At 46.1% G+C, this 22,464-nt stretch carries 15 protein-coding genes and 1 pseudogene; 8 read left to right on the top strand and 8 right to left on the bottom strand.

The features are described 5' to 3' along the window. Positions 1–122 precede the first annotated feature (122 nt). Together AYR61_RS07015 and AYR61_RS07010 are read left to right on the top strand one after the other, a co-directional pair. Positions 123–1,485, top strand: a pseudogene (locus AYR61_RS07015) (amino acid permease). 708 nt (positions 1,486–2,193) lie between these two features. Continuing rightward, positions 2,194–3,240: an Abi family protein gene (locus AYR61_RS07010; protein ID WP_065902323.1), complete on the top strand. Its 1,047-nt coding sequence runs from the start codon at positions 2,194–2,196 to the stop codon at positions 3,238–3,240. Between the two features lie 68 nt (positions 3,241–3,308). On the opposite strand, the gene ltrA is transcribed toward AYR61_RS07010, so the two are convergent. Both ltrA and AYR61_RS07000 read right to left on the bottom strand, forming a co-directional pair. Then, positions 3,309–4,691, bottom strand: coding sequence for a group II intron reverse transcriptase/maturase (gene ltrA, locus AYR61_RS07005; protein ID WP_065902193.1), 1,383 nt, complete (start codon positions 4,689–4,691; stop codon positions 3,309–3,311). A 513-nt stretch (positions 4,692–5,204) separates the two neighbouring features. Continuing rightward, on the bottom strand, positions 5,205–6,449 hold the full coding sequence (locus AYR61_RS07000) for an MFS transporter (RefSeq protein WP_225356461.1): 1,245 nt from the start codon (positions 6,447–6,449) through the stop codon (positions 5,205–5,207). Positions 6,450–6,789: 340 nt separating this feature from the next. On the opposite strand from AYR61_RS07000, the gene AYR61_RS06995 reads away from it, so the two are divergent. Beyond that, positions 6,790–7,509 (top strand): SDR family NAD(P)-dependent oxidoreductase, encoded by a 720-nt coding sequence (locus tag AYR61_RS06995; protein ID WP_065902321.1) that lies wholly within the window; start codon positions 6,790–6,792, stop codon positions 7,507–7,509. Between the two features lie 344 nt (positions 7,510–7,853). Then, a complete protein-coding gene (locus AYR61_RS06990; RefSeq protein ID WP_065902319.1) occupies positions 7,854–9,143 on the top strand; it encodes a cation:dicarboxylate symporter family transporter in 1,290 nt (429 codons plus the stop codon). 98 nt (positions 9,144–9,241) lie between these two features. Here the strand turns inward: AYR61_RS06990 and AYR61_RS06985 are convergent, their stop codons facing one another. From AYR61_RS06985 to AYR61_RS06965, 5 genes are all read right to left on the bottom strand, one after another. Then, the gene (locus AYR61_RS06985) at positions 9,242–10,063 is read right to left on the bottom strand and encodes a glycerophosphodiester phosphodiesterase (RefSeq protein ID WP_065937602.1); all 822 of its coding nucleotides are present in this window, start codon (positions 10,061–10,063) and stop codon (positions 9,242–9,244) included. Positions 10,064–10,458: 395 nt separating this feature from the next. After that, complete coding sequence (locus AYR61_RS06980) at positions 10,459–11,034, bottom strand: NADPH-dependent FMN reductase (RefSeq protein WP_065902315.1); 576 nt, start codon at positions 11,032–11,034, stop codon at positions 10,459–10,461. Between the two features lie 14 nt (positions 11,035–11,048). After that, positions 11,049–12,434, bottom strand: a complete 1,386-nt coding sequence (locus AYR61_RS06975) for a DHA2 family efflux MFS transporter permease subunit (RefSeq protein ID WP_065902313.1) — start codon at positions 12,432–12,434, stop codon at positions 11,049–11,051. 97 nt (positions 12,435–12,531) lie between these two features. Beyond that, positions 12,532–14,571 carry an oxidoreductase gene (locus AYR61_RS06970; RefSeq protein ID WP_065902311.1) on the bottom strand — a complete coding sequence of 680 codons (2,040 nt, stop codon included), beginning with the start codon at positions 14,569–14,571 and terminating at the stop codon, positions 12,532–12,534. Between the two features lie 34 nt (positions 14,572–14,605). Further along, complete coding sequence (locus AYR61_RS06965; RefSeq protein WP_083215514.1) at positions 14,606–16,408, bottom strand: FAD-dependent oxidoreductase; 1,803 nt, start codon at positions 16,406–16,408, stop codon at positions 14,606–14,608. Between the two features lie 267 nt (positions 16,409–16,675). On the opposite strand from AYR61_RS06965, the gene AYR61_RS06960 reads away from it, so the two are divergent. From AYR61_RS06960 to AYR61_RS06945, 4 genes are all read left to right on the top strand, one after another. Continuing rightward, positions 16,676–18,151, top strand: coding sequence for a PucR family transcriptional regulator (locus AYR61_RS06960; RefSeq protein ID WP_065902309.1), 1,476 nt, complete (start codon positions 16,676–16,678; stop codon positions 18,149–18,151). A gap of 116 nt (positions 18,152–18,267) precedes the next feature. Then, positions 18,268–18,807: a TetR/AcrR family transcriptional regulator gene (locus AYR61_RS06955; protein WP_065902307.1), complete on the top strand. Its 540-nt coding sequence runs from the start codon at positions 18,268–18,270 to the stop codon at positions 18,805–18,807. 143 nt (positions 18,808–18,950) lie between these two features. Beyond that, positions 18,951–19,730 (top strand): SDR family NAD(P)-dependent oxidoreductase, encoded by a 780-nt coding sequence (locus AYR61_RS06950; protein WP_225356460.1) that lies wholly within the window; start codon positions 18,951–18,953, stop codon positions 19,728–19,730. Then, positions 19,705–21,135 carry an FAD-dependent oxidoreductase gene (locus tag AYR61_RS06945; protein ID WP_065902305.1) on the top strand — a complete coding sequence of 477 codons (1,431 nt, stop codon included), beginning with the start codon at positions 19,705–19,707 and terminating at the stop codon, positions 21,133–21,135. Before AYR61_RS06950 ends, AYR61_RS06945 begins: the two co-directional genes overlap by 26 nt. 142 nt (positions 21,136–21,277) lie before the next feature. On the opposite strand, the gene AYR61_RS06940 is transcribed toward AYR61_RS06945, so the two are convergent. Continuing rightward, complete coding sequence (locus AYR61_RS06940; protein WP_065902303.1) at positions 21,278–21,937, bottom strand: GNAT family N-acetyltransferase; 660 nt, start codon at positions 21,935–21,937, stop codon at positions 21,278–21,280. Positions 21,938–22,464 lie beyond the last annotated feature (527 nt).

Here is a 22,464-nt window from a genome sequence, read left to right as displayed (position 1 = left end):
ACCCCTCATATATGTAGCCCTTGCAATTCATTGTTTTTTAATGATATTCTAATTCAAGTTGTTCTTAACTTGAACGGAGGAAAAAATTTTGGAAAATTAAGGATACCAAGCTGGAACGGAAAATGACGTCCCGGCACTTATTTATGATTTCCCTGGGCGGTGTCATTGGGACCGGGCTGTTTCTGAGCTCCGGTTACACGATTCATGAAGCAGGACCCGTCGGAACTATTTTAGCATACGGAATCGGTGCTGTCGTTGTTTATCTGGTGATGTTGTGTTTAGGCGAACTCTCCGTTGCCATGCCGGAAACCGGGTCGTTCCACGTTTATGCCGACCGCTATATTGGTCACGGGACTGGGTTTACCGTCGCGATCCTCTACTGGCTGACCTGGACGGTGGCCTTGGGATCGGAGTTTACGGCAGCTGGCCTCATTATGACGAAATGGTTTCCCCACTCGCCCACTTGGATCTGGAGCGCGCTATTTATGATCGTCATCTTTGTGTCCAACGCCGCTTCGGTGAAATTTTTCGCCAATACGGAATTTTGGTTCTCCAGTATTAAAGTGATCGCCATTATCGTTTTCATAATTCTGGGGGCTTGCGCGATGTTTGGAGTCATTCACATGAAGGGTTATCAGCACGCGCCGATGTTCAGCAACCTGTTCAAGGACGGGCTGTTCCCAAACGGCTACAAAGCGGTGTTTACAACCATGCTGACCGTCAACTTTGCCTTCTCTGGCACCGAACTGATTGGCATGACGGCGGGTGAGACCAAGAATCCGGAAACGACATTACCGCGTGCCATCCACACGACCTTGGCGCGCCTCATTATCTTCTTTATCGGCAGCATCACGGTCATGGCGGCCCTGATTCCGTGGCAGAAAGCTGGCGTCAGCGAGAGCCCGTTTGTGTTGGTGTTCAATAGCATTGGCCTGCCCTTTGCGGGTGATCTGATGAACTTTGTGGTGCTGACCGCAATTCTATCAGCGGCGAACTCCGGCTTGTATGCGTCGACGCGGATGTTGTGGTCACTGGCAAATGAAGGCACCATTCCGCTAAAAGTCGCCAAAACTAATAGCCATGGCATCCCGATGTTAGCGCTGTGCTTGAGCATGGTTGGCGGCATCCTGGCCTTGGCCTCATCCGTCGTGGCAGCCTCAACCGTCTATCTCGTTTTAGTGTCCATTTCCGGCTTAGCTGTCGTAATCGTATGGATGGCCATCGCACTCTCCGAGATCAATTTCCGCAAACAGTGGCTTAAAGATGGGCACACCGTTTCCGAATTAAAATTCAAAACGCCGTGGTATCCTGTGGTGCCCTGGGCAGCGTTTTATTATGAGCCTGTTGTCGTGCGTCCTGATTGTGTTTGACCCGACGCAGCGGCCTGCCTTGTTTTATATGGTGCCGTTTATTGCGCTTTGCTATGCGGTGTTCTATGGGAAGCGGGCTTGGAATAAACGGCGTGGCCAGCGTGAGGATAGGTAACATTTAAACCACTATATTTAGTCTAATCTACCAGAGTTTTCTCTTTTCTACCATAAAGTTTAACCACTGTTATTTTTGGACAGAATATGTAATAATAGAGTTATAAATGGCATAGACCAAAAGGGAGCTTCTTGATTTTTAAATTTGACCACTGATTAAACAACACTAAATAGCGGGTATATTTATTGGCCAGTAACGTAATTCGTATTTTAAGTGACACTGAATGAATCATTAATATTGGTTCACAGGATGGCATATCATATGGCGACAGGTGTGAAATTAACGAGCCCAGAGAAAAAATATTGATCTAGACAACACTTGGATCATTAGGCCTTTTAGATTATGTGAATGTATGTTAGAACCGGACGATATCCATTCATCTTTTACTCTTGCTTGTCATATGACAACGTTTACTGAAACAATACTTAAGATAAACTGACAGCACTCGCATCCACTTCTAAAGAAATAACCACTCGTAAATTTCAAAAGCTATTCGTTAACACAGACACTATCATCCCCCGCACCATCAAAGAAAAGTCGATAAAAATCGGCGATCCGGTGCGTAGTATTTAATACTTGACGAAAGCATCGCCAATATATTAATATTGAGAAAATGAGATGGTTGCTAACTGGAGACGGTAAGGCGACTAGTAAAAAGACACTTTCTTAATTATATGAGGAAGTGCCTTTTTCTTTGGTGATAATAAAATGACTATTTTTAAGCCTGATAAACCCTTTAAAACCTATGATGAACAACTATCTTTACTTAAAGAACGGGGACTCATTATAACAAACGACGATTATGCAAGGCATGCCTTACAAACATATTCTTATTATGATCTTATTAATGGTAATTTAGATAAGCTTCTGGTTTCAAAACACCCTATTCATTTCCAAGAAGAAACATCAATTGAGCTACTAGTACGAATAAGAAGTATAGAAGATCGCATTAAATCGGTATTTTTAAGTCAAATATTAATGATTGAAAAAAACTTTAAGACAGTTCTTTCCTATCATATCGCTGATCAATTTGGCGTCAATAGCGGAATCGATGGCTATCTGACTAAGACTAACTATCCTCATTCTTCCAGTAAAAAAGGAATCGTTAAAAAGACATTGAAGCAACTTATTGATGTTCGAGATGGTAATACAAAAATAATACAAGGGTTGCCTATTAAACACTACCGAAAGAATCATAACCACATCCCTCCTTGGATCTTAATTGACGAATTATCCTTTGGGCAGACTTACTATTGGTTTAATTCACTAAAATTTGAGGACGAGATATTGGTTTCTAAGAAAATGTTATCCCTTAAAAGTTCAAAAGTAAGTGATGCGGATTACACCGAACTTTTTAAAGATGCTATGACTTGTCTTAGACAATTCAGAAACTTTTTTGCACATAACTCTGTGTTAAGTCAGATGCAGTGCTCTCAACAATTAAAGCTGCAGAAGATCAAAAAAATACTTAATGACGATATCGTAATCCAAAATACTGAAACTATTTTCAAAAATAGAAATAATCTCTTTGCCTGTTTCTTATGTGTCATGCTCCTTTCCAACGACTCTGATCAACTCAATATTTTTTTACTGGGGCTTGAACAAACCATTAGTTCACTTTCGAATGAGGTCGAAGCTGAATTCATAATTTATGACATTTTCAAACTACCAATAAATAGTGTTACTAGAGCTGAGCATTTTGTCAAAAAGTATAACCCAACTTGGCCTTCACCATATCAATCGAGTAGGAGGTAATTGATTAATTCAATTACCGACCTCTCACACCACCGTACGTACGGTTCCGTATACGGCGGTTCAATAATTTAAGCACTTTGTATTGACTGGAGTGTCTTGCTCATATTGATGAGTCCAAGGCGTTCCAGTCTTTTGTTTGTCAGAGTATAGGTCAATGTCTTGCTATGCGCAGTTCGCCAATAACCCTTACGGGTATTGGCCATTGTATAAGCACTGGTGCCAGAAAGCCCCAGTTTTACAAGATGATTGACCTTTGTTTTGAGCTTCTTCCACTGTTTCCAAATATACTGGCGAATCCTTGCTCGCAACCATTCGTCTAAGTGACGGATAAAATTGGTCATTTTCCCGACCGAATAGTACTGTAACCACCCACGCATCTTTTGATGAATCTCGTTAAACACCAGGTTTAACGAAACGCCCCGATTGCGCTTGGTCATTTTCCTGAGTGCAGACTTGATGCGTTGCTTGGCCTGCCAAGCAGGTCGCGCATACGCACCTCCTCGACCAACCCCCAAGGAAAATCCCAGGAACTTGGCCCGCAGAGGCGAACTTACTGATGTCTTGTCCTCATTGACGGTGACCTTTAGGTCGCCTTCAAGAAAGCGAGTAACATTAGTCAGAACCCGTTTTCCAGCACGTTTGCTTCGGACATAAATATTACAATCGTCCGCATAGCGGACAAACTTATGACCTCTGGAAGTTAACAGCTTATCCAGTTCGTTGAGATAAATGTTAGCCAAAAGTGGCGATAAGGGGCCACCTTGAGGGGTGCCTTTATCACTTCGTTCAAATAGACCACCATTCATGACACCGCTGGTTAGGAAGCGACGAATGAGATGCAGTATCCATGGATCCGTAATATACTGCTCAATAAATTTAATAAGCAGATCGTGGTTGACCGTATCGAAGTATGCTTTTAAATCGAGATCCACGACATAGTGATAGCCCTGATTGTAGAACTGAACCACTCTATCAATGGCATCTTTAGCACTTCGATTCGGTCGGAACCCAAAACTATTATCTGAGAAGACACGCTCAAATGTTGGCACCATGACTTGCGCCATGGCTTGTTGAACAAGTCGGTCAATCACAGTTGGTATTCCGAGCTTGCGTTTACCACCATTAGGTTTTGGAATTTCAACCCGCTTAACGGGACGAGGCCGATAGGTCTCGTTTTGTAAAGCTTGCAGTAATTCCTGTTTATGTTTCCTCAAGTAGGGCAACAGTTCGTCAACGGTCATTCCGTCTAGTCCTGCTGCACCTTTGTTTCTGCAGACGCGAAGATAAGCCTCGTTCAGGTTATTTCGGTCTAAGACTAACTCTTGAAACTTAGTGCCGTTCATCATCGTATTTTCACCAGAGTCAGTGCTACGCACCCCGACTTGTTCTTGGGCTTCCAGTCCTACTGTCCGCCGGCGGTCAGCTTTTTCTGTATTCTGCGGTTGTTGCACTGTCTCCACCTCCAATATCAATGATGACCTATTATTGTTCAGCCCTTCGTGGCAGATACCACTACTATGGCCTCGGCTGACTCCTGTATCGTTCTGCACCACATCACTGCGATGTTTGTTCCTGTGGCGCTTAGCGCGCCTCTTGTCGGGAACGTACGATACAGGCCTCCCCGGGTAAGAACGCCCACTTTCGTACCATGTCATTGCCAGCTTTACTGCGATGGCCTCGAGTAGTATTGGACTTTGGTTTGTTTGGCAACCTCGTCCGACCAACACAGCCTTATGGCTGATTCTTGTACATCAATGCGGTACTTTGTCGCCGACTTCCTTCAGATTCCACCTCACGATGGACACCCTTGTCATTGACTTGCGGTTCCGACTACTACGGCCCGCAACGGACTTTCACCGTCTAGTTGGCGCCCATGCCGGGCGCACCAATATTTAAAAGACGCAGCGGAATTTCCGCTGTGTTTTTTTCATTCCCCATCCATCTTCAAAAAATAAGACAGCGGACTAGCCAAGAAATACAGCCAACGCAACCAAAGCCCCAGCAGGACCAAACGGTGCAATGGTCAAACTGACGATCAGTGGTCCAAGAAAGTTACTTAATCCGGACCCCAAGTTAAGCGCCGAGATTGCAGCGCCCTTGTTTTCAGCAGGCACTAAATTGGGAATGATAGCCGACAACGGCACAAACCCGCCCAGCCCCATCGTGTAAATCAACAGTGAGATGAACAATGCCGGTAAGTTATGGCCTAACAATTGTGGGACCAGCCACAAGCCCACGGTTCCCAAGCAACAGAGTGTGCCGCCGAATAATACAAGCGTTTTGCGCCAGCCAACCTTGTCCGCGATGTAGCCAAAAATATAGTTGAACACAAGGCCGACCATGTTCACGATGGCCCAGACGGACAGCCATTCCTGCGTGGTGTACCCGAAGTGGATCAGGTACAGCGGCATGACGATGACGTAGCCGAATTTGCCAATATCGTTGATAGCTTTGACAATGACGCCCAGGCCGAGCCGCGGTCGTTTAAAGATCAGCAAAAAACTGTCCAGCAGCATTTTCCCCACCGGTGCGTTGGTCTCTGGTTGTTCGATCACTGCAGAATCATGGTTTAAAACGAGGGCACAAAACGCCCCCAGCGCAACCAGTACATACCCGACATAGAACAAATTGATTTTCCCGATAGGTCCCATGAGTGCGCCCGAAAAGTACGGTGCAAAGACCGTCATGCCAAGTCCAAACGATATCCAGAACCAGGACAGCGACCGCGCAAGGGACGACTTGGGTGCCCGGAAGTTCAGCCAGACCATGAAGGAGTAGGCAAACAGCGGGTAGGACGCCCCTCTAATGGTGTAGCACAGCATGATGAGCCAGTAACTGTGCAGCGGCAACGCTAACCAGATCAGTGGGACGCTGCCGACGAAGTACAGGAGCACGCCCAGCCACATGAGCCGGCGAATCCCGAAAATCTGCGCGCTGGCACCCGTTAGCCAGGCGAAAAAGGCGACGGCAATCCCGTACACTGTGAAAATCAGTCCCACGCTTGAACTGCTGAAGCCAGTACTGACAAGAAGGGACGAAAACCACCCCTGCTCGATCGTGGCACCCGTGACAAAGAGAAATAGACCCACGAACCCCCAAGCCAAAGCGTTCGGGATACCCAACCGGTCTAATAGCGACCGGTGCTGTTCTCGAGAATGATCCATCATATCAACCCCAAAATAGAATAAGTGCTCAGTTGGTTTTTTCAATAAACTAAATTTTCCGATTTTAATGATAGCGCTTTTAGTTGTGCTTGAACAGGGACCTGCTGAAATTAATGATGGTTCTGGATTTTTTTGTTCGATACGGCATCTTTGTGTTCAGTTAATGATCTTTATAGGCAACATAGTGGAAACGAGTTCCGGAAGGCACGGGGCTAACGTGTAAGGGACTCTGACCAAAAAGTCAGGCCCGGGCTTTTCGGCCAGAGTCCCTTACACACCGCCCCTAAACCGCCTTCCTCCACTCTCTGATTTATTAAGCGCTTACAATCACAACAATTCAGTGCTAAGCTAAAAATGAATAACAACCAAACAAAGGAGTGATCACATGAGTGCATTAACAAGTAAAGTCGCCGTCATTACAGGCGGGTCATCCGGCATCGGGCTGGCAACCGCCTGGGCCTTTATCGCAGAGGGTGCGTTCGCCATTTCCGCTGACATCAACGCTCCAGAGGATGACCAAATCGATTTCGTCAAAACCGACGTCACTGATCCGGATTCTTTAAAGCACATGGTCGATACAGTTGTGGCGAAGTATGGCCACATTGACGCCCTGGTTGCCAACGCGGGCGTTGCTGAGGAGAAGGCTGACGTCGCCGACCTGGATGAAGCTAATTGGCAAAAAGTGATCGATATTAACCTGACTGGTGTCGTCTTCACAAATAAGTACGTGGTCCAGCAGATGGCCAAGCAGGACACCGGCGGCAGTGTTGTGAACATGTCCTCAATCCTCGGCGTTGTAGGTGGTCCGAAGTCGCAGGCCTATTCGGCGGCCAAGGCCGGGGTTGCCAACTTCACGAAATCGCAAGCGGTCACCTACGCCAGTCGAAATATCCGGTTCAATGCGGTTGCGCCCGGCTATGTAAACACGCCATTGCTGAAGACGTTGCCTAAGGCCACCACGGACGCGATGGTTGGCAAGATGCCGATCGGCCGATTAGCTGAACCGGAGGAAATCGCCAACGTTATCGTCTTCCTCTCGAGTGCCAAGGCATCCTTCGTAACTGGGGCCATCGTGAGCGTCGATGGCGGGTATACCGCACAGTAGCCACGCATCTGGACATCGTTTTACGGGTCGTTCTTTATAGAGCGGCTCTTTTTGTTATCGTCAACAATTTGACGTTATCTTGTCGATGTTCGATAGTTATTATCTATCACGATTGCTTGAATTTCTCAATTATTTTTTGGATGAAATAATATCCAGCCCCCAACCCACACCATTTTTTAATCACCATTAGACTGCATTATTCAGCTATCACCCCATCGCATTCTCCGGTAACTTAAGCTTGTTTTAAGCTACAGCAACTAGTTTAATAAAAGTAAATTTAAATTAGCAATAATCTATCACCAAATTTTAATTAAGCCTAGTCACGTTAAGGAGAATAATTCGTTATGGAGACAAAGAAAAAACGCTTCAGAATCTCGCTGAGTTGGCAGATCATGATCGGCCTGATTCTCGGGATCGGCCTCGGGATGGTCTTCTACAAGAACACCACCGCCATCACCGCCATGAACAACATCGGGACCATGTTCATCGACCTCATTCAAATGATCATGATTCCAATCGTCATCTCATGTCTAACGGTGGGTATTGCCAGCATGGGTAACATCAAAAAGCTCGGCCGGGTCGGTATCAAAACATTGGTCTACTTTGAAGTGATCACGACCATCGCGATTATTTTGGGACTGATCATCGCCAACGTCTTCCACCCTGGGACCTTCGTTGACATCAAATCCCTGACTGCCGGCGACATCAGTTCCTACCTAAAGAGCGCCAAGACCTATAACTCGGATGGCGGGGTTTGGGGAACCATCATGAGTATCGTGCCAACCAACATCTTCGCGTCATTGAGTGCAGGTGACATGATGCCGATCATTCTATTCTGTATCCTATTTGGCCTCGGGACCGCGAGCCTGGGCGAAAAAGGCCAGATCATCATCGACTTCCTGAACGCCATGTCGCAGGTTATGTTCAAGGTCACCAACTGGATCATGAAGCTCGCGCCGATCGGTGTCTGTGCCTTAATTGGCGCCACCATTGCACAAATGGGGATTTCAGCACTGCTGCCGCTGGGCTATTTCGTGGGGCTGTGCTACCTCGGGTTCATCCTCTTCATCGTGGTGGTGCTCGGCATCACTGCCCGGATCTTCAAAATCAATTTGCTGCACCTGTTGAACCATATTAAAAACGAAATCATTTTGACCTTCTCTACGGCGAGTTCAGAAGCCGTGATGCCAAAACTCATCGAAAAGCTCACCGACTATGGTGCCAGCCGTTCGATCGTGTCACTGGTCATCCCAACTGGCTACTCGTTCAACCTGGATGGCGCGGCGCTGTACGAATCTCTGGCCGCCCTGTTCTTGGCTCAGGCGTACAACATCAACCTGTCAATCACCCAGCAGATCACGCTGGTGCTCGTGTTGATGCTGACCTCTAAAGGGACTGCCGGCGTGTCTGGTGCCTGCTTCGTTGTGTTGCTTGCCACCATGTCCACGATTGGGGTTCCTGCCTCTGGCCTAGCTTTCATCGCCGGTATCGACCGAATCGTTGATATGGCCCGGGCTGCTGTTAACATCGCTGGTAACGGGTTGTCCGCTGTCGTCATTGCCAAGTCTGAGGGCGAATTTACGCCTCAGGATGATAAGGCTTTGGTTGGCGGAAATGTTGTTACTGGACGGTAAACTACCTTTAAATAAGCCTACTGAAAAACGCATCCGAATTTCTTCGGGTGCGTTTTTTGTATGGATAGACTCCTGCGATTGTGATAAACCTGTTAACCCTATTGAGTCAATAATTCCGGTTTCTTCGCAATTCGATGATAGAAGACTTCGGTTTTAGCTGTATTATCCGTAAAGAGCCCGCCTAAACCAGTCTTATATCCATTGTCCAACTGCTTGTCACTATCCAGCACATAGGCTGCCGGTAGCTTATGATACTTACGACACAGCTTGACGTTTGACGTGGTGTCGCCTGGAATGTAGAAGGCGACTATATTGATATATCTGGGAAGCTTTGGCACGATCCGTTTCAATTTCGTTGAGTCTGGCCCGTTAACCAAGGCCATTTCAGGAACACCAGGTAACCGTTTGTGCATGTATTTTAAGCTGTTAATGCTAAACGATTGCAACACGACGTTATCTTTTTCGTGGTGTGCCTTTATCGTCTTGATAATTTCCTTTTCTAACTTGTAGTGACCTTGCGCCGTCTTCTTCGTCTCAATGACGTAGTTCGTCCGCTGGTGATAATGGTCAAATAGTTGCCCCAAAGTATGCAGGCGTTCACCATTCTTAAATTTATACCGATCCACTTGTTTGAGCGTTGACTTTGTTATATCGATATTATGGCCCAACGTTCGGTGCAGATTATTATCGTGCGAATCCACCAGCTGGCCATCCTTGCTTAAAATGATGTCCTGCTCCATGAAGTGGCCACCATGGGCCATCGCGTAGTTATACCCCGCAAAACTGTGCTCCGGAAATTTTAACGGGCTGCCGCGATGTGAAATAATCATCGGGTGTGATGCACTATAATCCTTAACTGAGATGGTTGCGGCTTGCCCCTGCACACTAGGCGTTGTGCAAAGTGCTACTATTCCAACCATCAGTGATAGCCCCAAAACAAACGTCCAACTGCTTCTCCTACTCACTTTTCCAATCCAATCCTCTACACTTTTCTACTGGCTATCATTAGATGTTTGATAAGTCAGCGATGTTTAAAATTATGCACTAAATTTATGAAAAATGGAAGTTTAAATTTGGATGTATGATTTTTTTTACTATTATTGCCGCAACCTCATAGTTTTCCCGCCAAAAATCGCCATTGCTTATTAGAAGACAATAACTAATCGATCCAAAAATGTGCAAAGTCAAACGTGTCCTTGGGGATTTCCCATAGCATTAATAATTAAAACCTAAAAGCGTGAAGTTATGACTTGCGCCGTAGCCTTCACGCATCATAAAACCCCTTTACTATTTCTTTCATAACTACGCAAAACACTTATCTGTTTTCACTCGCAAATGCCTTCTCATTCTCCCGCACAAACACCAGAAAATGGTCAACGCAATCCCGTAAAAACTTCACCGTACTAAAATCTGTCAACGTCCCTTCTTCATCGAACTTATCTTTTGCACAGTTCAGCAAAAATTCGAAACCGGGCATCACGAACCCGTTCACGCCAGGAGAGTTTAAAATCTGCCGGAGATTGTCCTGAGCACGGGCCGTTCCCTGCACACCAAGCGAGGCGCCAACGATCATCACGGGCTTTGTGGACAACGCGTGTTCATAAACCGACAGCCATTCAATTGTGCTTTTGAGGCAGGCTGGAATCGCATGATCATATTCGGGTGTGGCAATGATCACACCATCCGCTGCCTTGATTTTTAAACTCAGCGTAGCCACAGCATCCGGTACCGCCGCTAAATGAGACTCATTAAACAACGGAATGTCATCTATCTCGCAAATGTCCAGCGTAATCTGGTCATTAAAATGCTGCTGCATAAAACTGAGCAGCATTCGGTTGTATGAAAACGGTGCGTTGTTGCCGACGATGCCTACTAATTGAACTTTAGCCATTTTAAAGATCTCCTTTAGTCTTTCTTTTCCGCCACGATCTTAAACGCAAAGAATGTCAGGCAGATCATCAATACCGTTACCCATAAAAACGACATGTGCGCCCCTGACATATAGGTGGTTGCAGCATTCGTGCTGGTGCTGGCATGTTGGCCGATGATCAGAAAAGTCGTTGCAATCGACACTGATAACGCACCAAACACTTGTTGCAGGGTGTTCATGATGGTACTGCCATCATTGGAATCTGTGCCGCTTAAATCACCTAGGCCGTAACTTTGCGCTGGTGATAGCAGTAAACCAGACCCCGCCATCAAAATAATATCCACAATAATGACATACCAAAGCGATGAGGATGCGGTCACTCTAAGGAGCAGTAAAATCCCAATCAACGCCATAATGGCACCGATGCGCACAAGTCGTTTCGCCCCAAACGCATCGTAGAGATGACCCGCCAATAAAGAAACAAACGCATTCACCAAGCCCGCTGGCAACAAGATCAACCCCGCCTCACTGACAGAAAATCGCAACCCACTCTGCAACATTTGCGGAATAATATACATTGCGGCCATGACCATCGCAAAATTAAGGCCCGCAATAATGGCTGCAATCGTATACTTTCGTGACTTAAAAATGCGAAAATTCAACACAGGCGTGGCTATTCTTAACTGACGGCGCACGTAAATGATGACAAAAATGATCGAAACAATCAGTAATACATAAAGGCCAACGTTTTCAAATCCAAAGTTGCTGAACATCCCAACTGCGGTAATCAGTAACCCAAAACCAAGAATCGAATACAGGACGGATAACAGATCTACTTTGGGTTTCGTTTGTTTAATGACATCTGGCACCGTCATGAGAATCAGGATCAGCGCAATAATTGAAATCGGCACAAAGATGATAAAAATCCAGCGCCACGACAAATAATTAACGATAACGCCAGAAAGCGAGGGGCCAATGGCGGGGGCAAAGTTCATAACGACCGCGATGATTCCCATGGCCGAGCCAAGCTTATCACTTGGATACACTAACAGTGTCACCGCAAACAATAGCGGCATGAATAAGCCAGTGCTGATACCCTGAATCGTCCGACCAATAAACAGCCAGGTAAAACTAGGTGCCAGCGCAGCAATCACAGAGCCTAAAATAAAGATCACTGAGGCAACCGCCAAAATGATTTTTGCTTTGACCCAACGCGAAATCAAGGTTGTGAGCGGCAAAACGATTCCAATCACCATGGTGTAACCAAGGATCAGCCACTGCGTTTGACCGGAACTCACATTAAAGCTTTTTCCAATCTGAGGCAGCGCAATGTTAAGTGCCGTTTCTGAAAACAAGCCTAAAAAATTAATGACTAAAACACCCAATACGACCATAAATGGGCTTTTAATCTGCTTCGTCATAGAAATACCTCCCTATCCACATCTATCGACAAGCGAACCCCCGCCATGGCAACCGGTGTCGTCCACGGTGTCATTTTGGGGGTTGCATCTTGAGTCTTTAAATAATTTTCATGGCGGTCATATAGCCACCTTTAACCGCGTCATATACTTTTCCAGCATGTTTAGCATCACCAATAACCCATGCATCAGCTTCACCGGATGCTGCTTTCAATTCGGTAACCTCATCCTCGTTGGAATGCATGCCCATCGAGAAACACATTGAATCAGCCTTTACTAATTGTTTTTGACCGTCTTTTTCAATCAAAACGCCGTCATCAGTAAAAGCCAGGCATTTAGCGCTAAGTATCTGTTTCATGCCACGATGATCCATTTCATTTAACAGCGCATTTCGATAATAGCCGAACGTTTCATCAGCCATCATATCCTTCATTTCAACTATGGTAACAGCCTTCCCATGTCGGGCTAAATGCAGGCCAACCTCACAACCAACTAGCCCACCACCGACAATGACGACATTTCTTTCAATTTGATCAATTTTAGCGTACGCATCGATTGCCTGTGTCGCCTTTTCAATACCATCTATTTTTGGAACAACCGAATGGGCACCGACAGCAATAATGACATCATCTGGCGCTTCTTTAGCAATCAAGTCAGCATTTGCTTTAGTATTTAAGCGTATTTCAGCACCACTTTCTTGGGCTTGCTTAATAATCACATTTTTAGCATTACACAAATCTATTTTATCTTCATCAACATCAGTAAAATTAACAGTGCCGCCCAATCTATCTTGTTGCTCAACAAGTACGACCTTGTGCCCACGCTGTCGCGCTGTAATCGCCGCTTGCAATCCACCAACACCGCCACCAATAATGAGCACTTTATGAACTGATTTTGGTTTCGGAAAAGCGTCTGGATTAAAGTCAAACCCACTTTCTGGATTAACCGTACACTGCCCCATAGACATTGGTGAATAAATTTTTGCAGCCTTTTCTGGACCAATTTTCTGAGCTAACGGAATATCGGTCGGATGTTCACAAAATCCTGGATAACAGACGAAACACCGAATACACCGGCGAATCTCATCTTCCTTGCCCTGTAGTGCCTTATTTGGCATTGCCGGATCAGCAAAACACTGTCGCCCGAATTCAATAAAATCTGCCTTTCCTTCAGCAATTACTTTTTCGGCAAGTTCAGGGCCGTTAAATCCACCAATAGTCGCTACATAAGATTTTTTAACCGCTGCCTTGACCTTGGCCGCGTATTCAACATTCAAACCATGAGGATCCAAGAAAGAGGAGAACGTCTTAGTTTGATTGCCAAGCCACTTTAGACCATTTGAGATATGGAGAATATCTGCCATTCCATCAATTTCTTGACAGAAAGCCACAGTATCGTTAATTTTCATACCTCCGTGAACACCATCTTCTGCAGAGAACCTTAACTCTAAAATGCCGTCTTCGCCAATACCGTGACGACAAGCTTCCAGAATCCGTTTTGGAAAACGTGCTCGATTTTCCATGCTGCCGCCGTACTCATCAGTTCTGTGATTGGTCCACGGCGAGATATATTGTTGTAATAAAAATCCATGACCACCATGCAGCATCACACCATCAAATCCGCACTTTTTTGCAAATCGAGAAATCTGGTAAAAATCGTTGCAAACTTTTGCCATCATTTCTTCATCCATGCCCTTCACTTTGACGCCATCGTCTCTGGTCATATCCTCTGGGCCCCAAGGTTCCTTAGCTTCTGCAGCCTGACTTCCTTCGTGGGAAAATTCCATATAGGCAATCGCACCTTTAGCGTGAATACGATCGGCATATTCTTTAGCAATTTCAAAATCAGGACCTGAATACTTTGTGAAATCAATTTTTCGTTTCTGAAACAACGTTCGCGCTTCTTCAAAATTTAGCGGCATTTCTCCAGTTGAAACACAGCCAAAGCCACCTGCAGCCCGCTGTTCTACCATTCGATAGATATTTTCTCGCATTTTCGGAATAAAGTAACTCGCATGCATGAACATTGTCGGAGCTGCTATCATTCTGTTCTTATAAACATTGCCACGAATCGTGACTGGCTTAAACAAATGCGGATATTTAATAACACCTGGTTGTTCAGTACTTAGCGCTTCACTCATAATTATCTCTCCTCCAATAACTTATCAAATTTACTTAAACCTTAACAGCAGCTTTACTAGAACGCTCATTCAAATACGCAGCAATTCCATTAGCGGCCATCCGACCGGAGTTCACGGCAAATCCCATTGAATTACCTGGCAGCGTGAAGTTGTAGCTGTCACCGTAGATGGTATTGGCATCTTGTCCGGCACTGTACAACCCTGGAACAGCATGGGTTGCATCTGCATAGACTTCACCAAACTTATTCGTCCGAATGCCGCCCAATGTTGAGTACGCGCCGGTAAAGTACTTTCCGACAATGTAACAGCCATTGCCACGAATAGGCTTTAAAAACTTAGCCGGTTTGTGGAACTGAGTATCCAAATTCTGAACACAAAGTTGGTTATAATCATCAATGGTTTGCTGCAGCTTTGTTTCATTAATCCCTAATTTCTCAGCTAGTTCTGATAGCGTATCGGCCACAATGATGCCCTCGTAATTGTTGGCTTGGGCTTTTTCAATCTCGCCTTCCGCGTCATCGAAGCAACTGGCAGGATGCACAATATCGGCAATTGCTGGGCCGTTTGCCTTATAGTCATCCAGCAGTGATTGATCCATCACACAGTAGCCATAATTTCCCGGTTGTAACCGAAGTGCATTCCCCGTGTAGGTGGTGTTGCCCATGTCGCCCTCATTCATGAACCGGTCGCCACGTTGATTGATCAGGAGGTTCGGCTGACGGAGGGCAGCATCGGAGTTGAAGTACTGAAAGTTGTCGGGCAGCAGGTAAATTGTTTCCACGGTTTCAGAGGTAGTATCCTTGTTTGCGCCGGCCTGCCACATCATCCGCAGACCGTCGCCTTCGATTCCAGGCACGTTGAAAGTAAAGAAATCTTCGTTTAAATTCAATCCCAACTCGTCATGCAACATCTGCTTACTGGAACCAAAACCACCCGTGGCAACTAAAACCGCTGAAGCAGTGACTGCATACTGCTGACCATTGTTGGCTTGCGCCGTGATCCCTGTGATTTTGCCGTCAGCAGTCGTAATGCTAGTCGCTGGTGTTTCAAGATAGAAGGTCGCACCCAGTTTTTCTGCGCGTGCCTTGAGGTGTTTATTCATATCCGCAGCTGCACCCGGACCTGGTTGGCTGCCATCATCGGGCTGAACCACATGCCAGGTCGCGTTGGATTCTTTGAAATACTTGAAAGCCCCCGCAAACTGCACGCCCATGTCCTGCAGCCACTTGATCGTATCGGCCGAGAGGTTAAAGTAGGTCTGGACAAGATCTTCATCAACCCGGTAGTGGGTGTATGTCATGTGTTCTTCCAGGGCTTCTGGGACAGAGATGTCATTGAATCCCTGCCGTTGAATATCGGTGTCGATGCCCAGCGGTCCCATGCCCATGTTGGCGGTGCCACCAGCCACGCCATTTTTTTCAAATACAACGGTCTTCAGCCCGTGTTCACCGGCCGCCACCGCCGCAGCAAGACCAGCTGGACCAGCGCCGATAATGGCAAGGTCGGCAGTGAGCTGTTCGACCGGAGCATCACTGGCGGAAACCTCTGAAACATGTTGGCTAAAAGCGGTTCCTGCGTTTGCTTGGGCTAGGGCCGACTTCACAGCATTCGAGATCCCGGTTGACGTTTTGGTCGCCCCGGAAATCACGTCCACGTCATACGTTTGGTGGTCAACGATGCGTTTAGGAATGTCAGTCAGTGCCCTGCTAGAAACGCCAGGGGTCTCATGATTCTCAACAACTTCCACCTGCGCCAAAGTACCGTCAGTCACGGTTACCTTAACCGTTAATTCACCGTCTTGTCCCTGGCCCTTTGCTTGATAACTTCCATCTTTCATGATGACGCCTCCTAAATGAACGATTCTTAAATCAACTGGCCTTCTTGAGCGCGCTTAGTGGGCTTTAAGACTGTTGGCAGAGTTGGCAAAATGAATTCCAGTCAGCAGTGCACGGCATGCTCTGGAGAAGGTTGAGATGATTTAGATTGTATTTTATTTTACTTTTAACTATAATTTGTATGCGCTTTATTTTCATTGGGCAATCTCACAATATTTCACGTTAAAAGGATCAGTTTAATAACACTTTAACTAAGGATAGTGATAACAATGCGTATCAATGACCTGATAGCAAGTTTAGGTAATCCCACAATAAAATTTAAAAATCCGGCCCTTTTAACGACCAACTTTTTTGATGCTGACCTGGATATCTCGCAAAGTTGTTTAACGCTTCACACAATTAATAACGACACGCCGTGCTATCTTCGACTTGTCCAAGATGGAAATACTGGCCCAGACAATACACTTTATTTGGACCTCCCGTATGCCCTCACCACGCTAAAGGACAAGGTTCAAGGAGCTCTTCAATGGGACTATGTTGCCAGCCAAACTTTTGAATCCATTCAATCTGACGTAACCGACCAGTTGCCGATTCAAAACTACCTGGACGTCTTCGCACGCCACCTTGATCAATCCCTGATCTTATTTGATCGGCATGACGAACTGGTGATTTCGTCCACATATGGCTCACTGGGACGACTGTCGACACAAGCTGTGATTCACCGGTTATTGCCGACGCTAGCTGACATCACCGGCAGCCTGATTTTTAATGATACGACTAACACCCAGCTAGCAGCCATCACCATTAAGCCCGGGTTTACGTTTGCCACACCCCTTGCCGATAGAAAGCAGGCTGCTTATACTTTTGGGCTATTAAGGCGCATCGGCACCGTGTTAGTTCATGAAATTGAAACGCTTGCCGCACCAGCCGACAAGCTTGCGACTAATCTGCCGGCCGCCTATTTTTCAAACACCCTGTTGGACCTCATCCATAGCCAGACCATCAACGCTGATACACTTAAGGACTGGCGTCTTGATCCTAAGGTCTCTGCTTACATCATCCGAATCACCTTTGCGATGCCACCCGAATCGTTGATGGTAACGGACTTCCTTCGAGTGCTGACGCCTTTGCTGGGTGATCTGCGCTATTGCATTGAAAATACCAGTCTCATTTTAATCTGTAGTACTGGGCAGCCTCTCAATACAATGAAGGCCACGTTGGCCACACTCTATCAATACGCACAAAAGTACGACTTCTCGATCACCATTAGCGCACCATTCAATACAATTGAACAAGCGAGTGTGGCCTATCAGCAATGCGTTTCCACACAAGCCTATGCAGTAACAGTGCCGCTGCCGGATCGCATTTTATTCTTTCAGGACGTTGCCCTACTTGAACTGGTGGATCAGGTGAAGGGCCGCGTTAATCTCACCGACTATGTGCACCCTGACTTGCAGTATTTGATGGCATACGATGACGACCATCACACTGACTATCTGAATACGCTGCACTTTTACTTGTATGATGATCTGAATACAAAACGAGCGGCAGCCGATCTCCACATTCACCCCAACACGCTGTTGTATCGCATTGGTAAAATTAAAACTTTGCTGAATTATGATTTTAGTTTCGGCAAACAAAATTTAGATTATCGGATGGGATTTTTAATTCTTTATAGTCAAAATAAGGTTCGCCTACCTCGCTCGCGACGGACGCCGGCTGAAGATCCCGCAACCACTATCTAAATTTTGTGTAACAATTAACTTGACAGTAGTGGCTGACTTGGACGTATGATAGCACTATACAGTCCATATTTAATTCAAGGATTGTCTAGTACTATATTTAAAGTGAGGCGACTATCATGACAGCAGAAGATCATCTTATCACTGCTTTTTTAGACCTGTTAGCAGTCGAAGATTACAATAAAATCAGTGTGTCGCAGCTTATGAATCGCGTCCATTTAACGCGTACCTACTTCTATCAGCTGTACTCAGATAAAAGCGAGCTTGCACGAGAAGCTTTCTTTTCGCTTATTCGAGAATACCTGCTTGGTATCTCACAGGCCATCACGAAAAATGGCACGGCAAATGAGCGAGCGGTTCAACAAGGCATGCAGTTCATTAGTGTTCATCGGGACCAGATGCAGTTGCTGATGCAGGTGCAAAAAGGTGATTTCAACTTACTGACCGAGTTTCAAGACCGCATTAAAACGATTATTGTCGCTGAGGTCAGCAAATCACGACAGGTGTCTGCACCGGTACTGGACTACTTTTCAGACCTATTTGCGGCGTCAACGATCACGACTTTAAATTGGTTTTTGACGCATGATGAGGTGTCAACGGATGAAATGATCCGGTTGGCGTCTACTTCCCTGTCGCAAGGCGTCGTCTCCATTCTATAAAAATGAAGTGTCTACCTGATTTTTAAGTAGACACTTTATTTTTTATGTCTACGCAACCTATTTTGTAATCGGTTACACTTATCTCGAATGATAACTATTGAGCAAGTCATACTTGGTCAATTTAAAATTTGGAGGGTATAACCATGACAAAAAATAACGTTGCGTTAGTTACGGGTGCCGCACAGGGTATCGGGTTAGCTGTTAGTGAAGGCTTTGCGAAGGCAGGCAATGATGTTGTGCTGACCGACTACAATCTCAAGGTTGAAGAAGTCGCTAAAACGCTGGATGACCACTATGATGGCACCATTACCGGCTTAGTCATGGATGTGACTGACACCAGCAGTATTGACGACACGCTGGCCAAGGTCATGTCCCAGTTCGGTCGTTTAGATTACGCCGTGAATAACGCAGGCGGTGGTGTTTTGAAACCATTCGCTGAATTGACCGATGAGGATTTCGACAAAACCATTAATCTCGATTTGCGCGGCACGTTCCTTTGCATGCGCGCGGAGATCAAGTTATTTGAAAAACAGGGCTTCGGGTCGATCGTCAACTCCGGCGCACTCGGCAGCATCTACAATCCCGGTGGTATGGGTGCCTACAATGCCGCAAAGAACGGCATTATGGGCATGACTCAGGCCGCTGCCGTTGACTACGCCGCCCAGAATATTCGTGTCAATTGCATCGCACCGGGACTGACCGAAAGTCCGCTGACGCAGGGTGACTTTTTGAACGCCGTGTTACCGACTGTGCCAATGAAGCGGTTTGAAACGACTGAAGAGCTCGCAAAGGGTCTATGTCTTTGTTGCCACGGAAGCCACCTTCATGACCGGTCAAACGATCTTGAGCGATGGCGGTGCATCCGTTGGACTGAAGGGTTAAAGGGAGGTTTCCGATATGTTTCCAAAGAAAACAGATTATGACTTAGTGATTGTTGGTGGTGGTCTAAGCGGTCTCGCCGCGGCTGTTGCAGCCGGCGAAAAGCATCTGACAACGCTTGTGCTAGAAAAGGGTCGAACGCTGGGTGGCGATGGCAACTATGTCGAGGGCGCGATGGGTGTAGATAGCGCTATGCAAAAAGAAGCCGGTATTACGATCGACAAAACGCAGCTGCTGCAAGACGAGCTGAACTATTCCCATTATGAAGCCAGTGCACCCCACCTTAAGAAATTGATCGACGCTAGTGGTGCCACCATTGATTGGCTGCAGTCACTCGGGGTGTCGTTTACTAAGGTCGGTCCTCAAGGCAAAAGTTGGCCAACGATTCATACGTTTGAAGGCGGCGGCCACGCAGCAATTGAGAAATTGAAGGCTAAAGCTGACGAGTTCGGGATTGAATTTGTAACGAGTGTCAGTGCACAAAGACTGATGCAGTCTAACGGGCATATTTCCGGTCTTGTGATCAAGAATGAAGCGACTGGCCAATACCGGGAACTAACGGCCCCAAACGTTTTGTTGGCAACCGGCGGCTACGTCGATAATCCAGAATTAGTGAAAAAACGGACGCCATTTGTTGGTCGTCTATTGACGGTCAGTGACGGCAAGTCAACAGGTGATGGCATGCAACTCGCCTGGGCTGCCGGTGCCCAACACTATTCCATGGGCGCCATCCAGTACGGTGGTGGGGCCATCTATGATCGGCAAACACCGCCATTTGTCCACATGATGTCACAGCTGGGGGCTGCCGCAACGCAGGAGGCCATTTTATGGGTCAACGAACGCGGCGAACGGTTTGTGAATGAAGATGTGAACGACAACATGTGTCATGCTGGGAGTGCCATTTTGACCCAGTCGCGCGTGTTCTCGATCTTTGACCAGACTGCTGTCGACCACTTAGCTAAGGTTGGCTTATATAAAATCGTGGGTAACTCCCCTGTTTCACCTGATACGCTGGACAAACTCCCTGAGGAGATCGAAGCTGATCTTGGAAAGCACGCGCCTTATTTAACTAAAGCTGATAGTATCGATGAACTGGCTTCAAAGCTTGGGCTTGCGAAATTACCCGCCACTTTGGCGCGATATAACGCACTAGTTGGCACCGGTGCCGATACTGATTTTGGGAAGAATCGCGACTACCTCACTGCGGTTGCTGATGGCCCATTTTACGCTGTCGAACTGGGCGTTGGGATGGCTTGTGCACTTGGCGGGATTCGTGTTAACGATAATAATGAAGTTTTGAATGATTATGGGTATGCGGTTCCTAGACTGTTTGCAGCTGGTAACGATGCTGCTGGGATGCTTGTTGGGGATACTTATGCAGTGACGTTGCCAGGGAGTACTGCGGGGTATGCGGCATTTTCTGGGCGGAATGCGGTTGCGAATATGTAGGATTTTAAAAACGGTGACTGGCGCTTGGCGCGTCGGTCACCGTTTTTTTGTTAGTATTAATATTGAGCCTTACATCGTCAGAAAAACTGGTCGCCTTTCGATAAATCACGAAAAGAGACGAGTATTTTAATAGTTTTCGTGACTACTTCTGCATATAAGAATGGCTAATAATATAAAATTCTTCTTGGCTTGGACGCCATTCTTTGGGAAGTGCATCAAACTCCTGATCAAAAACATCAACAGCGTTCATATCCACATCCATAACCGGACTACTTTCGAAATGCCAATGATGACCAGCCAATACTCCTGGTACCAGTTCTTTAACAAGTAACGCAGTCAGGTATTGATCACGCCCCATTGAAACATCGTACCTCATGGCACTTTTAAATCCTGCACCAACGTAATTACTAGGTGCACCCATAAGAATAACGGTGTCAAATTCAAGTTTATGCGCCCGTTCAAGCGCTTCATTAATCAATCTTTTCCCTAATCCTAAACGCTGATAATCGGGATGAATTGCCAGTGGTCCAAGCGTCAAAACCTGCTTAATTTTGCCATTTTCAGCAATCAATTTAGCCTTTGTGAACATCACGCTACCAACGATTTTATCGTCTACTGTCAGCACAAGATCCAGTTTAGTGACGAAATCTGGATGAGCACGCATGATGTGCACAAGATAGTGCTCATAGCATCCGGGAGTGTATACATTCCAGAACGCAGTCCGGATAAGTTCTTCAACGCTACGATAGTCCTTTGGGTGTTCATTTCTAATTTGAATATTGCCAGTAACTGGATTAGTCATAATCTCCCCCTATATTTGCCTATTGAATCCGCCCAATTCCCTTTATAAAAGCTTCTTGTAACTCGGTTAGCTGTGTTTGAGGCCGCCGAATAAGACCATATCGAAATGCTTGGTCAGCCTTGAAATCAAACATATCTATGTCCAATCCTGCCGACATAATTAGAAATACAACTATCAATAATAACGCAAATTTCTGTTCTCTAGTCAATGATAACGGAATTGGGTTTGAATGGTTTGCCATAAATGGTTGGGCGTCATATTGAGTGTGATTTGGTTCTGCCCAACTTCAATAAAAGCTAAATCCGTTAACCTTAAACATAATCAAGAATATACGGATAGAAAAACACTTAATATATGCATCTGATAATTAGAAAATCAACACAATCCTGTTTTCTTCTCATTCACCTTAGGGAGGAAAATTATATTTAATGTCTGCAAGGTCCTTTATGGAACCACACCCACATGCGTGGGGAATATCAAGCCGATGAGAACTGCTGAAAGAGATAGTGAGGATCACCCCCACATGC

The sequence above is a fragment of the Secundilactobacillus paracollinoides genome (assembly GCF_001702155.1).
Taxonomy (GTDB): Bacteria; Bacillota; Bacilli; order Lactobacillales; family Lactobacillaceae; genus Secundilactobacillus; species Secundilactobacillus paracollinoides.
The sequence above is the reverse complement of the archived record's forward strand: the minus strand, read 5'-3'. Positions and strand labels throughout refer to the sequence as shown.